Annotated in this window: 13 protein-coding genes; 9 read left to right on the top strand and 4 right to left on the bottom strand. The window is 64.8% G+C overall.

Annotated features, from left to right (window positions below; translation table 11 throughout):
* Positions 1 to 10: 10 nt before the first annotated feature.
* On the bottom strand, positions 11 to 1,027 hold the full coding sequence (locus LWW89_RS05340; protein WP_293262292.1) for a TOBE domain-containing protein: 1,017 nt from the start codon (positions 1,025 to 1,027) through the stop codon (positions 11 to 13).
* A gap of 121 nt (positions 1,028 to 1,148) precedes the next feature.
* Between LWW89_RS05340 and LWW89_RS05335 the strand changes: the two genes are divergently transcribed.
* The 5 genes from LWW89_RS05335 to LWW89_RS05315 all read left to right on the top strand — a co-directional run bounded on the left by LWW89_RS05335 (position 1,149) and on the right by LWW89_RS05315 (position 8,291).
* A complete protein-coding gene (locus tag LWW89_RS05335; RefSeq protein WP_293262289.1) occupies positions 1,149 to 1,580 on the top strand; it encodes a DUF2721 domain-containing protein in 432 nt (143 codons plus the stop codon).
* A gap of 202 nt (positions 1,581 to 1,782) precedes the next feature.
* Entirely contained in the window at positions 1,783 to 5,235 is a 3,453-nt protein-coding gene (mfd, locus tag LWW89_RS05330; RefSeq protein WP_293262955.1) for a transcription-repair coupling factor, read from the top strand.
* A gap of 58 nt (positions 5,236 to 5,293) precedes the next feature.
* Entirely contained in the window at positions 5,294 to 6,367 is a 1,074-nt protein-coding gene (locus LWW89_RS05325) for a 3-deoxy-7-phosphoheptulonate synthase (RefSeq protein ID WP_293262286.1), read from the top strand.
* 68 nt (positions 6,368 to 6,435) lie between these two features.
* Positions 6,436 to 7,281 (top strand): phosphoserine phosphatase SerB, encoded by an 846-nt coding sequence (gene serB, locus LWW89_RS05320; RefSeq protein ID WP_293262283.1) that lies wholly within the window; start codon positions 6,436 to 6,438, stop codon positions 7,279 to 7,281.
* A gap of 143 nt (positions 7,282 to 7,424) precedes the next feature.
* On the top strand, positions 7,425 to 8,291 hold the full coding sequence (locus tag LWW89_RS05315; RefSeq protein ID WP_293262280.1) for a cation diffusion facilitator family transporter: 867 nt from the start codon (positions 7,425 to 7,427) through the stop codon (positions 8,289 to 8,291).
* A 211-nt stretch (positions 8,292 to 8,502) separates the two neighbouring features.
* On the opposite strand, the gene LWW89_RS05310 is transcribed toward LWW89_RS05315, so the two are convergent.
* From LWW89_RS05310 to LWW89_RS05300, 3 genes are all read right to left on the bottom strand, one after another.
* Positions 8,503 to 9,000 carry a hypothetical protein gene (locus LWW89_RS05310; RefSeq protein WP_293262277.1) on the bottom strand — a complete coding sequence of 166 codons (498 nt, stop codon included), beginning with the start codon at positions 8,998 to 9,000 and terminating at the stop codon, positions 8,503 to 8,505.
* 108 nt (positions 9,001 to 9,108) lie between these two features.
* On the bottom strand, positions 9,109 to 9,606 hold the full coding sequence (locus LWW89_RS05305; protein WP_293262274.1) for a hypothetical protein: 498 nt from the start codon (positions 9,604 to 9,606) through the stop codon (positions 9,109 to 9,111).
* A gap of 1,173 nt (positions 9,607 to 10,779) precedes the next feature.
* Entirely contained in the window at positions 10,780 to 11,706 is a 927-nt protein-coding gene (locus tag LWW89_RS05300; protein WP_293262271.1) for a LysR family transcriptional regulator, read from the bottom strand.
* 142 nt (positions 11,707 to 11,848) lie between these two features.
* On the opposite strand from LWW89_RS05300, the gene LWW89_RS05295 reads away from it, so the two are divergent.
* From LWW89_RS05295 to LWW89_RS05280, 4 genes are all read left to right on the top strand, one after another.
* The gene (locus LWW89_RS05295; RefSeq protein ID WP_293262268.1) at positions 11,849 to 12,550 is read left to right on the top strand and encodes a pirin family protein; all 702 of its coding nucleotides are present in this window, start codon (positions 11,849 to 11,851) and stop codon (positions 12,548 to 12,550) included.
* Between the two features lie 147 nt (positions 12,551 to 12,697).
* Positions 12,698 to 13,393: a hydrolase gene (locus tag LWW89_RS05290; RefSeq protein WP_293262265.1), complete on the top strand. Its 696-nt coding sequence runs from the start codon at positions 12,698 to 12,700 to the stop codon at positions 13,391 to 13,393.
* A 129-nt stretch (positions 13,394 to 13,522) separates the two neighbouring features.
* Entirely contained in the window at positions 13,523 to 13,801 is a 279-nt protein-coding gene (locus tag LWW89_RS05285; RefSeq protein ID WP_293262262.1) for a XapX domain-containing protein, read from the top strand.
* Positions 13,798 to 15,687 carry an amidohydrolase gene (locus LWW89_RS05280; protein ID WP_293262259.1) on the top strand — a complete coding sequence of 630 codons (1,890 nt, stop codon included), beginning with the start codon at positions 13,798 to 13,800 and terminating at the stop codon, positions 15,685 to 15,687. Before LWW89_RS05285 ends, LWW89_RS05280 begins: the two co-directional genes overlap by 4 nt.
* Positions 15,688 to 15,689 lie beyond the last annotated feature (2 nt).

The following is a 15,689-nucleotide window of genomic DNA, read 5'->3' as shown; positions in this document are numbered from 1 at the left end:
CCCTGGCGAATCAGGCCAGAACGCCCAGGATCACCAGGCCCGGATCGAACGCGGCCGACAAGGGCTGGAGTTGGGGCATGGGTTCGGCTTCCTCGCCACCCTCGCCACCCTCGCCTTCCGGCTGCGCAACGAAACCTTCCGGCAAGCCCAGGGCCTCCGCCCGCTCCTTCGCCACCACACCGTAGAGCATGTTGCCGCCGGGCAGGGCCAGGGCCACCTCCCGGTCCATGGCGCCGGCACTGGTGACAGAAACGACCGTCCCCGCCAGCCGGTTGAAGTGCCGCTGGGCGTCGGGCAGCGCTTCGCCGGGCGCGAGAAAGGCAACGCCCTGGGCCTTGACCAGGGCCCAGACGGCGGTGCCGGGTTCCAGCCCCAATTCGCGCACGCTGCCGGCGGTCAGTCGGGCCCGCAGGGTCTGCCCGCCCAGTTCCACCGTCACTTCCGCCGAAACTCCCTCTTCCCGCACTTCGGCCACCGTGCCCAGCCACTGGTTGCGGGCGCTGGTACGCAGGAACAGCCGCTCCAGCGCCCCCGGGGCGCCCGCTCCCTGGCCGGCCTCGGCACTGCGCGCCACGGCGGCGGCCAGGGCGTCGAGAAACTGGCGATGCACGCTCTTCACCCGATTGAACACTTCCACTAGCCAGCGCCCGGAAGGGGTGAGGCGGCTGCCGCCGCCACCCCGGCCGCCGGTGCTGGCATCCACCAGGGACACCCCGGCGGCGTTGTTGAGGAACTGGAGGGCATCCCAGGCCGACTTGTAGCTCAGGCCCAGGGCCTTGGCCGCCTTGTTGAGGGAGCCGTGCTGGTCGATCGCCTCGAGCAGCGCCACCCGCCCCTCGCCGGCGTAGCCGGAGGCACCGATGGTCAGCCAGAAGCGCCCTTCCAGATGCAGGCCCAGGGGCACCGGGCCCGGGGCCAAGTCCCCCGGCGCCAGGACGGCCTGGGCCCGGGGCGAGGCGATGCCGGTGGGGGCGGCGCCGACGGGGTTGAGGGTCGCTCCGTCGCTGCTGCGGGTCGAAGGGGGCATGGCGTACTCCTGAGCGCCCCCGGAATCGGGCGCGCTATATATAAAAAGAATAGCGAATTTTAGGACCTCTCTCCGGTCCTTGCCTTAAGCTGCCGCAAAAATCACCCAAAAAGCGCCAACCATGGAAACCCATCTCACCGACATTTCCCGGGTCATCCAGCTGGCTGTGGCCCCGGTGTTCCTGCTCACCGCCCTGGCCACCCTGGTCGCCACCCTCAACGTGCGCCTGGGCCGCAACGTGGATCGCCGCCGCCTGCTCCAGGACCGGATTTCCCAGGGCGACCCCCACGCCGCCCTGGACCGGGACGAACTGCGCGTCCTGCTCCAACGCATTCGCCTGATCTACTTCGCCATCCTGGCGGCGGTGGCCGGGGCCCTGCTGGTCTGCCTGGTGGTGGCCGGGGCCTTCCTCGGCGCCCTGCTCTCGGTGGATCTGGCCCGGGCGGTGGCGGTGCTGTTCATCCTCGCCATGGTGGCCCTGATCGCCAGCCTGGGCATCTTCTTGCGCGAAGTGTTCCTCGCCGTGAGCAACGCCACCCACCACCTGCCGTGATGTCCCAGCGCCCCCGGCGGAGCCGCGGGTCTTTCCGGCCGTTTTTCCGGCCATCTCCGGCGCACCGCCCCTGCCCTCCCGGGCAGGGCCTATAATCCTTCCTTTCCGTCATTTTTCCGGCCCACGGCCCCCGCCCTGGGCCCGTTTTGCGTTGACTGCCCCTGCATCCTCCCCTTCCCCGGCGCCGGCCCTGCTGGCGCAGATGAACGCCGCCCTGCCCGCCCGCCTGCCCGCTCCCGGCGAACGGATCGACGCCCCGGCCCTGCCCGGCTCCGCCGACGCCCTCTACCTGGCCGCCGCGGCCACCCGGTTGAAGCGCCCTCTGGCGGTGGTCACCGCCTCGGCCCAGGACGCCCAGCGCCTGCTCGACGAGATCCCCTGGTTCGCCCCGGGGCTGCGGGTCTGCCTGCTGCCGGACTGGGAGACCCTGCCCTACGACAACTTCTCGCCCCACCACGACCTGGTGTCCGAGCGCCTGGCCACCCTGTGGGCGCTGTACAAGGGCGCGTTCGACGTGGTGCTGGTGCCGGCCTCCACCGCCGTGGTGCGGTTGGCCCCGCCGGCCTTCCTGGCGGCCTACACCTTCCACTTCAAGAAGGGCGAGCAGCTCGACGCCGAAGCCTTCCGCGCCCAGGTCACATTGGCCGGTTACACCAACGTCACCCAGGTGGTCTCCCCGGGGGAATACTCGATCCGCGGCGGGCTGATCGACCTGTTCCCGATGGGTTCGCCGCTGCCCTACCGGATCGACCTGTTCGACGACGAAATCGAGACCCTGCGCGCCTTCGACGCCGATTCCCAGCGCAGCCTCTACCCGGTGCCCGAGGTGCAGCTGCTGCCGGCCCGGGAATTCCCCATGGACGACCGGGGCCGCACCCTGTTCCGCCAGCGCTTCCGCGAGGTGTTCGAGGGCGACCCGGCCAAGTCCGGCATCTACAAGGACATCTCCAACGGCATCCCCTCGGCGGGCATCGAGTACTACCTGCCCCTGTTCTTCGAGGAAGGGGACGCCGCCACCCTGTTCGACTACCTGCCCAAGGACGCCCTGCTCTGCCTGCACGGCGCGGTGGATGAGGCGATCCGCGACTTCGCCCGGGACACCCAGTCGCGCTACAACCTGCTCCAGGGGGACAAGGCCCGGCCCCTGCTGGCGCCGGAGACCCTGTTCCTCAACGAGGAAGCCTTCTTCATCGCCGCCAAGGGCTACGGCCGGCTGGCCCTGCGCCCCGCATCGGCGGCCGCCGATAGCGCCGCCTTGGCCGCCCCCCTGCCCAACGTGGCGGTGGACCGCCGCGCCGAGGACCCACTGGCGGCCCTCAAGGCCTTCACCGCCGCATTCCCGGGCCGAGTGCTGCTACTGGCTGAATCCGCCGGCCGACGCGAAACTCTGAACGAAACCTTCGTGGACCATGGGGTGCGCCCCGCCCCCTGCCCCGACCTGGCGGCCTTTGCCAGCCCGGGGGCGCCGCAACTGGCCCTGGGGGTCGGCCCGCTGCAAACCGGCTTCATCGTCGGTAGCGGCAGCGAGGCCCTGGCTTTCGTCACCGAGACCGAGCTGTATGCCGGCAGCCCCCGCCGGGCCAAGCGCGCGGCCCAGAAGAAGGCCAGCCTGGACAACTGGCTGAAGGACCTGACCGAGCTCAAGGTCGGCGACCCGGTGGTGCACGAGCAGCACGGCATCGGCCGCTACCTGGGGCTGGTGAGCCTGGACCTGGGGGAAGGCAACACCGAGTTCCTGCACCTGGAATACGCCAACGACGCCAAGCTGTACGTGCCGGTGTCCCAGTTGCACGTCATCTCCCGCTACTCGGGCGCCGACCCGGATGCTGCCCCGGTGCACACCCTGGGTTCGGGCCAGTGGGAAAAGGCCAAGCGCCGCGCCGCCGAGCAGGCCCGCGACACCGCCGCCGAACTGCTCGCCCTGTATGCCGCCCGGGCCGCCCGCCAGGGCCATGCCTTCGCCTTCAAGGCCAGCGACTACGACGCCTTCGCCGACGGTTTCGGCTTCGAGGAGACCCCGGACCAGGCCGCCGCCATCGCCGCGGTGATCGACGACATGAAGTCGGGCAAGCCCATGGACCGGCTGGTGTGCGGCGACGTGGGCTTCGGCAAGACCGAGGTGGCCCTGCGCGCCGCCTTCATCGCCGTGGCCGGCAACAAGCAGGTGGCGGTGCTGTGCCCCACCACCCTGCTGTGCGAGCAGCACTACCAGACCTTCTGCGACCGTTTCGCCGACTGGCCGGTGAAGATCGCCGAAATCTCCCGCTTCAAGACTGCCAAGGAAACCGCCCAGGCGGTGAAGGACCTGGCCGAGGGCAAGATCGACATCCTGATCGGCACCCACAAGCTGATCCAGCAGGACGTGAAGTTCCCCAACCTGGGGCTGGTCATCATCGACGAGGAACACCGCTTCGGCGTGCGCCAGAAGGAGGCCCTGAAGGCCCTGCGCGCCGAGGTGGACGTGCTGACCCTGACCGCCACGCCGATCCCCCGCACCCTGGCCATGAGCCTGGAAGGGCTGCGGGACTTCTCGGCCATCGCCACGGCGCCGCAGAAGCGCTTGGCGATCAAGACCTTCGTCTCCAAGTTCTCCGACGGCATCCTCCGCGAAGCGGTGCTGCGCGAATTCAAGCGCGGCGGCCAGGTGTACTTCCTGCACAACGAGGTCGACACCATCGACAACATGCGCGACAAGCTGACCAAGCTGCTGCCCGAAGCGCGCATCGCCGTGGGCCACGGCCAGATGCCGGAGCGGGAGCTGGAGCGGGTGATGCGCGACTTCACCCAGGGCCGGGCCAACCTGCTGCTGTGCACCACCATCATCGAGACCGGCATCGACATTTCGAACGCCAACACCATCCTCATCAACCGGGCCGAAAAGTTCGGCCTGGCCCAGCTGCACCAGCTGCGCGGCCGGGTCGGCCGCTCCCATCACCAGGCCTACGCCTACCTGTTGGTGTTCGACGAGAAGGCCCTGACCAAACAGGCCAAGCAGCGCCTCGAAGCGATCCAGATGATGGAAGAGCTGGGTTCGGGCTTCTACCTGGCCATGCACGACCTGGAGATCCGTGGTGCCGGCGAGGTGCTCGGCGAGAACCAGTCCGGCGAGATGCAGGAGGTGGGCTTCAACCTCTATACCGAGATGCTCAACCGTGCCGTTGCGGCGCTCAAGCAGGGCCGCGAGCCGGACCTGGCCCAGCCCCTTGGGGTGGCCACCGAAATCAACCTGCATGTGCCGGCCCTGCTGCCCAACGACTACTGCCCGGACGTGCACGAGCGCCTGTCCCTGTACAAGCGCCTGGCCAACTGCGAGGCCGACGACGAGATCACCGCCTTGCAGGAAGAGCTGGTGGACCGCTTTGGCGAGCTGCCGGCCCAGGCCCAGTCGCTGCTCGCCACCCATCGCCTGCGCCTCTTGGCCAAGCCCCTGTGCGTGCAGAAGCTCGATGCCACCCGGGAGCAGGTGACGGTGCAGTTCAGCCCGGAATTTTCGAAGAATCCGCCCATCGAGCCGATCAAGATCATCAACCTCATCCAGACCGACCGGAACTACAAGCTGGCCGGACAGGATAAACTCGCTCTTTCCCGCTCCTGCCCGACCCTTGCCGACCGAGTGGCCGCGGTGAAGGACCTGTTCAAGAAACTGACCGCCTGATGCACCGGCGCTCTTCCCGGGCGCCCCTTAACGCAAGAAAGCGCAAGAAGCCAACGCCATGATTGAGCAAGCCATCGAAGACCTGCACGTCGCCGCATTCGACCCCATGCCCACGCCCCGGGAGGTCCTGGACCGGATCCCGATGACCGAGGCCGCCGCCACCACCGTGGTGCAGGGCCGGGAAACCCTCAAGGCCATCCTGGACGGCACCGACCCCCGCGTCTTCGTGGTGGTGGGCCCCTGCTCCATCCACGATCCGGTGGCCGGCCTGGACTATGCCCGGCGCCTGAAGGCCCTGGCCGACGAGGTGTCCGACACCCTGGTGCTGGTGATGCGCGTCTACTTCGAAAAGCCCCGTACCACCGTAGGCTGGAAGGGCTACATCAACGATCCGTACATGGACGACTCGTTCCGCATCGACGAAGGCATGGCCAAGGCGCGCCAGTTCCTGCGCGACGTGAACGAGCTTGGCCTGCCCGCCGGCACCGAGGCCCTGGACCCGATCTCGCCCCAGTACCTGGGCGACCTGATCGCCTGGACCGCCATCGGCGCCCGCACCACCGAATCCCAGACCCACCGTGAGATTTCCTCCGGCCTCTCTACCCCGGTGGGCTTCAAGAACGGCACCAGCGGCGACCTGACCGTGGCGGTCAACGCCATCCTGTCCGCCTCCCGGCCCCACTCCTTCCTCGGCATCAATTACGACGGCGGCGTGACCATCGTGCGCACCACCGGCAACCCCTACGGCCACGTGGTGCTGCGCGGCGGCGACGGCCGGCCCAACTACGACACGGTGTCGATCAACCTGGCCGAGGCCGCCCTGACCAAGGCCAAGCTGCCGGCCAACATCGTGGTGGACTGCTCCCACGCCAACAGCTACAAGAAGCCCGAGCTGCAACCCCTGGTGATGGCCGACGTGGTCAACCAGATCCGCCTGGGCAACAAGTCCATCGTCGGCACCATGATCGAATCGAACATCGAGGCCGGCAACCAGCCGATTCCCGCCGACCTGTCCCAGCTCAAGTACGGCTGTTCGGTCACCGACGGCTGCGTGGACTGGGCCACCACCGAGAAGATGCTGCGCGACGCCGCCACCCTGCTGCGCGACGTGCTGCCCAACCGCCGCGGCTGATCCTTCTCCGTTCCCGACTTCCTCACCCCTACCGCGGCGGCCCCTCGGCCGCCGCACGACTTTCTGCCATGCTCGACCTCGTCATCCAGGGCGGCCCCCTGCCCACCTTCCTTCTCGACCGCCTCGTCCAGGCCACCGGCGCCGCCCGGGCCGAGCCCCGCGCGCCCCAACTGCACCGGCTCTACGGCGTGACTCGGCCGGCCGACTTCGCCGCCACCCTGGAGCCCCTGCTCGCCGCCGAAAAGCTCGACTGGGCCTTCGTCCCCGCCGGCAAGGCCCTGTCCGACTACGGCCTGATCTGCTTCGACATGGACTCGACCCTGATCACCATCGAGTGCATCGACGAGCTGGCCGATTTCGCCGGCAAGAAGGCCGAGGTGGCGGCGGTGACCGAGGCCGCCATGCGCGGCGAGATCGACTACCGGGAAAGCCTGCGCCGCCGCCTGGCCCTGCTGGCCGGGCTGGATGCCCGGGTGCTGGCCCGGGTCTATGGTGAGCGCCTGCTGCTCTCCGACGGCGCCCGCCCCCTGCTCGAAGCGGTCCAGGCCGCCGGGCTGCGTACCGCCATCCTCTCCGGCGGCTTCACCTACTTCACCGAGCGCCTGCGCATCGAACTGGGCTTCGACTTCGCCACCTCCAACGAACTGGAGATCGCCGGCGGCAAGCTCACCGGCCGGGTGGTCGGCGACATCGTGGACGCCAGCGCCAAGGCCCACCACCTGTGCCGCCTGCGCGACGAACTGGGCCTCACCCGGGACCAGGTGATCGCCGTGGGCGACGGTGCCAACGACCTGATGATGATGAATGAGGCCGGCCTGTCGGTGGCCTTCCGCGCCAAGCCGGCCACCCGGGAAAAAGCCTCGGTGGCCTTCAACCACGTCGGCCTGGACGGCCTGGTCAACCTGTTCGCCTGACCCTGTCGCCGGCAGGTCACAAAGCCGCGCCACCATTGGCGCTCCGACCTGCCTGCCTGCAACCCCGCGCCAGTCGGGCATCTCCAGGCACCCTGCCTGAAGATGCCCGACTGGCGCGGCTTTCCGGACTGCCCCTAAAAACCGTGCTGCCCGATACCGCCCAACGCCACCACTACGCCTGGCTCTCCATCGCCGCCGCAATCCTCACCATCAGCCTCAAGACCGGGGCCTGGTGGATCACCGGCTCGGTGGGCCTGCTCTCCGACGCCCTAGAATCCTTCGTCAACCTGGCCGGCGCCGGCTTCGCCCTGTGGGTGATCCTGGTCACCCGCACCCCGCCGGACGACGGCCACCCCTTCGGCCACGGCAAGGCGGAATACTTTTCCAGCGGCTTCGAGGGCGGCCTGATCTTCGTCGCCGCCCTGGCCATCGTCGGCACCGGCGTGCAGCGCCTGCTCCACCCGGAACCCCTGGAAGCCCTGGGCTGGGGCATGGCCTTCTCGATCCTGAGCACCCTCATCAACCTGGCCGTGGCCCTCACCCTGGCCCGGGCCGGCAAGCGCTTCAACTCGATTGCCCTGACCGCCGACTCGCGCCACCTGATGACCGACGTGTGGACCTCGGTGGGGGTAGTGGCCGGCGTGTTGCTGGTGGCCCTCACCGGCCAGAACTGGCTCGACCCCCTCATCGCCATCGCCGTGGGCCTGCACATCATGCTGGAGGGCTGGCGCCTCGGCCAAACCTCGGTGGACGGCCTGATGGACCGCAGCCTGGAGCCCGAGCAGCTGGCCCAACTCACCGCCGCCCTGGACGCAACGCTGCCCCCGGAAGCCATCTACCGCAACCTGAAAAGCCGCCGCGCCGGCGCCCAGTCCTTCGTCCAGGTGGACATCCTGGTCCCCGGCGACTGGAGCGTCACCCGGGGGCACGACCTGCTCGACAAGGTCGAAGCCCGGCTGGAAGCCACCCTGCCCGATCTGGTGGCGACGACGCACCTGGAACCGCGCTAGGAAAAACTCCGAAGAACACTCTGGGGAGTGGTCTATTAAAGAAATTACAAAAAATGGCTGATTCCTTTTCGGGGTCAGCCATTTTTTTCATCAAGACTTTCCGAACAAAAGACGCCATGAAATCAATAAACAACCACCTTGAGAACACCTTGCGGAATAAGAGCGCCGACATTTACAACCATCCCCCATCCATCTTGCACGGTCTTAATGGTTATTTAACAACGTCGGGGTAAATTGTCAAAACATGACGATATGACCAGCCAGCCGGCCCATTACGCGGCTCATCCTTGGCACGCAGCTGAGGTGTAATCAGATACACATAAAGCTGAGGGCCACGCACCAGGAAATAAATCCTGCATTCTTCAATATTTTTTGGCAAACGAGCCTTCAAATCAACGGTATCTTCAAAAACCTCCCCGGTATCTTTCAATCTCCATTTCACATAGAGATCATCCCCCCGGAGCATGTCGCCTGAAGTTGTAGATTGTTGATCAGACTTACCTCTATCCCTCAAGGCGGGAGCATTTCTGGCCGCTGGATTCTTTGAATCCCCATAACGATAATCAAGCAGTACTGCATCAGGACTATCCACTGGAAAATTAAATGCAAACCCATGCAAAACAACATCCCCTCGACTAGCGCACCCGGAGGTCAATTGAAAAAAAACCACTAAAAGAAAATAACCAAATAATTTCTTCAAGCCTTCCACATTAGCCCCCATTTCCACACAACACCATGTTTAAATCCATTTGCGCAATAACATCACCAACATCGACAGCAATGGTCATCTCTTATCTCCCTGATACAATTTTAAATATTATTTAACGAGGTCGGGGTAAATCGTCAAAACATGACGATATGACCAGCCAGCCGGCCCATTACGCGGCTCATCCTTGGCACGCAGCTGAGGTGTAATCAGATACACATAAAGCTGAGGGCCACGCACCAGGAAATAAATCCTGCATTCTTCAATATTTTTTGGCAAACGAGCCTTCAAATCAACGGTATCTTCAAAAACCTCCCCGGTATCTTTCAATCTCCATTTCACATAGAGATCATCCCCCCGGAGCATGTCGCCTGAAGTTGTAGATTGTTGATCAGACTTACCTCTATCCCTCAAGGCGGGAGCATTTCTGGCCGCTGGATTCTTTGAATCCCCATAACGATAATCAAGCAGTACTGCATCAGGACTATCCACTAGAAAATTAAATGCAAAACCATGCCAAACAACATCCCCTCGACTAGCGCACCCGGAGGTCAATTGAAGAAAAACCATCAAAAGAAAATAACCAAACAATTTCTTCAAGCCTTCCACATTAGCCCCCACTTTCACACAACACAAATTTTAAATTCATTAATACTCACCAAAAAAATCCGTACAAAGCATCAGAAATTACCATAGTAAATTTGGGCAAATTGTAAGCACATAACGACTTCCTCACCCAGCCGGACCGTTGGGTGGCTCGCTCTTGGCGTACAGCTGAGACGTAATCAGACATACATAAAGCTGAAGGCCCCGCACTAGATAATAAAGATGGCAACTTTCAATATTAATTGAGAGCCTGATTTTCAAATCTACTACCTCCCCAAAAACTACTCCGTTCCCTTAATTTTCTACTTAACACAGCCCCCCTCCCCCCATCTCTCCGGCAGCTGCTCTGGTATCGCGTACTGCAAAACGAACTTGATGCCCTTCTTCACACAGCCGTTGAGCAACAGGAATATCGCGGCTAAGGTGGCCAAAGTGAGCCCCCAATTCCCATACGAAGAGAATCCGACTCATTCCCCCCCTAGACAGGCACTTCATAAATTTGAATGGACGGTTTGAAGGGCAGCTACCCAGTCCATCTATAGTGTTGAGATTATTTTTCCCTCCCTCGGCAGCGCTCAATACGAGGAGGAAGGCCTGCGGCTTATTCAAAGCAAAAAAACATTCCAAACAATTCAAAAGCATGGAACATAATTCACCTCACCACCACTCGGCGATAATGCCAACAGCAAAATTTCATGTCAAATGGAACATCAAAACCATGTACAGCAAGCAAAGGCGATGTGTTTGTCAAAGTGAAGCTGTGAATTGTGAAACGCTGCAGTACCTTCGACGTGACTAGGCTGTTGGATTGACAAGACGATTTTTTATGATTTTTGCATAAATCAAACAGCACCCTGCAAACTCAGCCAAAACGGCAGAAGACGAAGAAGAAGTGCAAGACAGCGCTTGGTATGCATATGAAGGGCTATAGCTACGCCTAAATTGTGCAGATAGCGCCACACATGGATTTACAAAGGCAGTTCGCTCGGACTTACGCGCAAAATCCGAGGGATAGCCTGGCCGCAAGCCCCCTCTCGGCCATCACGCCTCAGGCCAAGGCCGAAGGAGCGGAAATCTACCGGGGTAACGAAACCGGAGTACGTAACGTAGGGCCAGCGTAGGCGCAGTTATGCCTTGGCAAGCAAGGCCACGGTGCCCCTGACGGAAGGCGCGCCGTCACGCTCCGTCGATCTTCTGCACCCAGGGCGCCTGGGCGCAGCGCTCGGACAGGAAGTCGATGAAGGCCTGGACCCGGGCCGGGCGGCTGCGCCCTGGCGGGGTGACGATGTGCAGGGCGATGGGATCGACCTGCCAGTCGTCCATCACCGTTTCCAGCACGCCGGATTGCAGGTCCTGCCAAGCCAGGAACTCCGGTTGCAGGGCCAGGCCGAGCCCGGCCCGCAGGGCGGGCACCAGGGCTTCGGCGTTGTTCGCCTGCAAGGGCAGCGGCATGGCCTGGGCGAATTCCCCATGCTCGGGGTGCTTGAAGCGCCAGCAGCTGCCCGTCCGCGAGTTGGAATAGTGCAGTGCCCGGTGCTGGGCGAGATCCCGGGGATGCTTGGGCCGCCCGAAGCGCTCGAAATAGGCCGGGGCGCCGACCAGCAGGATGCGCACGGCGTAGAGCCGCCGCGCCAGCAGGCTGGAATCGGCCAGGGTCGAGATGCGCAGGGCGATGTCGAAACGGTTGGCGACCAGGTCGACGATCTCGTCGCTGAAATTGAAGTCGAAGGCCACCTCCGGAAAGCGCGCCATGAATTCGGGCAGCACCGGGGCCAGGTACGAGAGGCCGAACGACATGGGGACGGTGACGCGGATCGGCCCGCGCAGGCTGGTGGACTGTTCCGCCACCTCGGTTTCCACGGCTTCGCCTTCCGCCAGGATGCGGGTGGCGCGCTCCAGGGCGGCATAGCCGCTGTCCGTCAGCGACATGCGCCGGGAGGTGCGGTGCAGCAGCATGGTCCCCATGCGCTGCTCCAGGCGCTGGACCGCCTTGGAAACCGTGGCTTGGGCCAGGCCGAGTTCGTCCGCCGCCCGGGCGAACGAGGTAGTTTCGGCCACCTTGGCAAAGATGGCCCAGGCTTCGAGATCGGGTAGCCGCTTCATGGGGTTCCTTCGTGGGTCGGGCTGGCGATGCGGAGCATTTGACATCAAAAATGGAAACGATGAAATGCCATTCATTCCATTCTAAACATTAATGCCGATGTCTATAGTGAGTCCATCAACGCGCAACGCTACGAGGATTCACATGATCGAACGACGTCCCTTCGACCGCCTGGGTGGTGCCAACCACGGCTGGCTCGATGCCAAGCACCACTTTTCGTTCGCCGAGTATTTCGACCCGTCCCGCCTCAACTGGGGCGCCCTGCGGGTGTGGAACGACGACACCATCGCCCCGGGCACCGGCTTTCCGCCCCACCCTCACGCCGACATGGAGATCGTCACCTACGTGCGCGAAGGGGCCATCACCCACCAGGACAACCTGGGCAACAAGGGCCGCACCGCGGCCGGCGACGTGCAGGTGATGAGCGCCGGCACCGGCATCCGCCATTCCGAATACAACCTGGAGCCGGGCATCACCCGCATCTTCCAGATCTGGATTCTCCCCGACCGGCGCGGCGAGCAGCCCTCCTGGGGCTCCAAACCCTTCCCCAAGGCGGACCGCTCGGGCCAGTTCATCACCCTGGCCAGCGGCATCGCGGGGGACGACGACGCCCTGCCCATCCGCACCGACGCCCGGGTCCTGGGCGCCACCCTCAAGGCCGGCGAAACCGCCGAGTACCGCCTGGGGTCGGAGCGTTATGGCTACCTAGTGCCGGCGGCCGGCCAGGTCGAGGTCAATGGCGTTGCCCTCCAGACCCGGGACGGCGCCGCCATCCGCCAGGAGGAGACCATCCGCGTCACCGCCCTCGAAGACGCCGAAATCGTCCTGGTGGACGCGGCCGGCTGATCCCCTCCCCCAACCGAACCCAGCACGGGGGGCCTTCTGCGGTGCCCCCCGCGCACGGCCCGCCCAAGCGCCCCGGCGCCTGCCGCGAACCGTAACAGTGTGCCGGCATGATCGGCATGCGCCCCCCCAACCAGCAAGGAGCAAACCATGTCGAACAAGTACCTGGAAGTCCTCACCCCCCAGAACAGCCAGCTGATCTTCATCGACCAGCAGCCCCAGATGGCCTTCGGCGTGCAGTCCATCGACCGCCAGACCCTCAAGAACAACGTCGTGGGACTGGCCAAGGCGGCCAAGATCTTCAACATCCCGACCACCATCACCACCGTCGAGACCGATGGCTTTTCCGGCAACACCTATCCGGAGCTGCTGGCCGTTTACCCTGAGCACAAGATTCTCGAACGCACTTCGATGAATTCCTGGGACGACCAGAACGTGCGCGACGCCCTGGCCGCCAACGCCGCTGCCGGCCGCAAGAAGGTGATCGTCGCGGGCCTGTGGACCGAGGTGTGCAACACCACCTTCGCCTTGAGCGCCGCCCTGGAAGGCGGCTACGAGATCTACATGGTGGCCGACGCTTCCGGCGGCACCTCGGCGGATGCCCACAAGTACGCCATGGACCGCATGGTCCAGGCCGGCATTGTCCCCATGACCTGGCAGCAGGTGCTGCTGGAATGGCAGCGGGACTGGGCGCGCAAGGAAACCTACGATGCGGTCATCGCCCTCGTCCAGGAGCATTCCGGCGCCTACGGCATGGGGGTGGATTACGCCTACACCATGGTGCACAAGGCCCCCGAGCGCGTGAAGCACGGCGAGCGCATCGGCCCCAACCCGGCCAAGAAGTAAGCCGGGACACCTTACCGGCCCCGTCGGGCGGCGCTGCTGGGGCGGCGCCGCCTTTCTTCCCCGGCCCCTTGGTATCCAGCGGCCGGTGCGGCGGGGTTTCCATCAGCGGCCCCAGCGCGAGGATGGCCCATGAAACTCTACGTCCTGTCCCTGGGTGCCGGCCTGCTGGTCGGCATCGTCTACAGCCTGCTCGACGTGCGCTCCCCCGCGCCGCCGCTGGTGGCCCTGGTGGGGCTGCTCGGCATCCTGATCGGCGAGCAAATCATTCCGGTCGGCAAGCAATTGCTGAGGGGGTCGGCATTCGCCTCCGCCTGCACCAAAACCCAGGCTACGACCCATGTCTTTGGCCAGCTACCCGGCCGCCAGGCCATGCAGCACGGCAAAACCCCCGAGGAGAAGCAATCATGACGACCCGCCCCACCGCCGACGTCGTTCTGCGCAACGGCCGCTTCACCACCCTGGACACCGGCAATCCCACCGCCAGCGCCGTTGCCGTCAAGGACGGCAAGTTCCTGGCCGTGGGGGACGAGCAGGCGGTGATGCCCCTGGCGGGCAGCGGCACCCGCATCATCGACCTCAAGGGACGCAGCGTCCTGCCTGGCCTGATCGACAACCATACCCACGTGATCCGCGGCGGCCTCAACTACAACATGGAGTTGCGCTGGGACGGCGTGCGCTCCCTGGCCGACGCCATGGACATGCTGCGGCGCCAGGTGGCGATCACTCCGGCACCCCAGTGGGTGCGGGTGGTGGGGGGCTTCACCGAGCACCAGTTCGTCGAACGACGCCTGCCGACCATCGACGAGATCAACGCCATCGCCCCCGATACCCCGGTCTTCCTGCTGCACCTCTACGACCGCGCCCTGCTCAACGCCGCCGCCCTGCGCGCCGTCGGTTACACCAAGGAAACACCTGAACCTCCGGGCGGCGAAATCACCCGCGACACCAGCGGCAATCCCACCGGCCTGCTGCTGGCCAAGCCCAACGCCGCCATCCTCTACGCCACCCTGGCCAAGGGCCCCAAGCTGCCCTTCGACTACCAGGTCAATTCCACGCGCCACTTCATGCGCGAACTCAACCGGCTGGGCGTGACCGGGGTCATCGACGCCGGCGGCGGCTTCCAGAACTACCCGGACGACTACGCCGTGATCCAGAAGCTGGCCGACGAGGGCCAGATGACGGTACGCCTGGCCTACAACCTGTTCACCCAGAAGCCCAAGCAGGAGAAGGAGGACTTCCTCAATTGGACCTCCTCCGTCACCTACAAGCAGGGCGACGACTACTTCCGCCACAACGGCGCCGGCGAGATGCTGGTGTTCTCGGCCGCCGACTTCGAGGACTTCCGCCAGCCCCGGCCGGACATGCCGCCGGAAATGGAAGGCGAACTGGAAGAAGTGGTGCGCATCCTGGCCCAGAACCGCTGGCCCTGGCGGCTCCACGCCACCTACGACGAAACCATCTCCCGGGCCCTGGACGTGTTCGAGAAGGTCAACCAGGACATTCCCCTCAAGGGACTGAACTGGTTCTTCGACCACGCCGAAACCATCTCGGACAAGTCCATCGACCGCATCGCCGCCCTGGGCGGCGGCATCGCCGTGCAGCATCGCATGGCCTACCAGGGCGAGTACTTCGTCGAGCGCTACGGCGCCGCTGCCGCCGAGGCCACGCCCCCCATCGCCCGCATGCTGGAAAAGGGCGTGCAGGTTTCCGCCGGCACCGACGCCACCCGGGTCGCCTCCTACAACCCCTGGGTGTCCTTGGCCTGGATGATCACCGGCAAGACGGTGGGCGGATTGCAGATGTATCCGCGCCGCAACTGCCTTAGCCGGGAGACGGCGCTGCGCATGTGGACCGAGAAGGTGGCCTGGTTTTCCAACGAGGAAGGCAAGCGCGGCCGCATCGCGGCGGGGCAGTTTGCCGACCTGATCGTGCCGGACAAGGATTTCTTCGCCTGCGCCGAGGATGAGCTTTCCTTCCTCACCTCCGAGCTGACCATGGTCGGCGGGCGCGTCGTCTATGGCGCGGGAGAGTTCGCCCCCCTGGACGACAACCCGGTGCCGCCGGCCATGCCGGACTGGTCGCCGGTGCGCACCTTCAAGGGCTACGCGGCCTGGGGTGAGCCGGAGGGCGCGGGCCGAAATTCCCTGCGCCGCCAGGCGATCGCCTCCTGCGGCTGCGCCAGCGCCTGCGGCCTCCATGGTCACGACCACGCCCGGGCCTGGGGTGCGAAGGTGCCGGTGTCGGATCTGAAGGGCTTTTTCGGCGCCCTGGGCTGCTCCTGCTGGGCCGTGTAGGC

Origin of the sequence: Oryzomicrobium sp., from assembly GCF_021287045.1 — a bacterium.
GTDB lineage: Bacteria > Pseudomonadota > Gammaproteobacteria > Burkholderiales > Rhodocyclaceae > Oryzomicrobium.
Note: the sequence above shows the minus strand (reverse complement) of the source record. Positions and strands in the feature narration are given on the sequence as shown.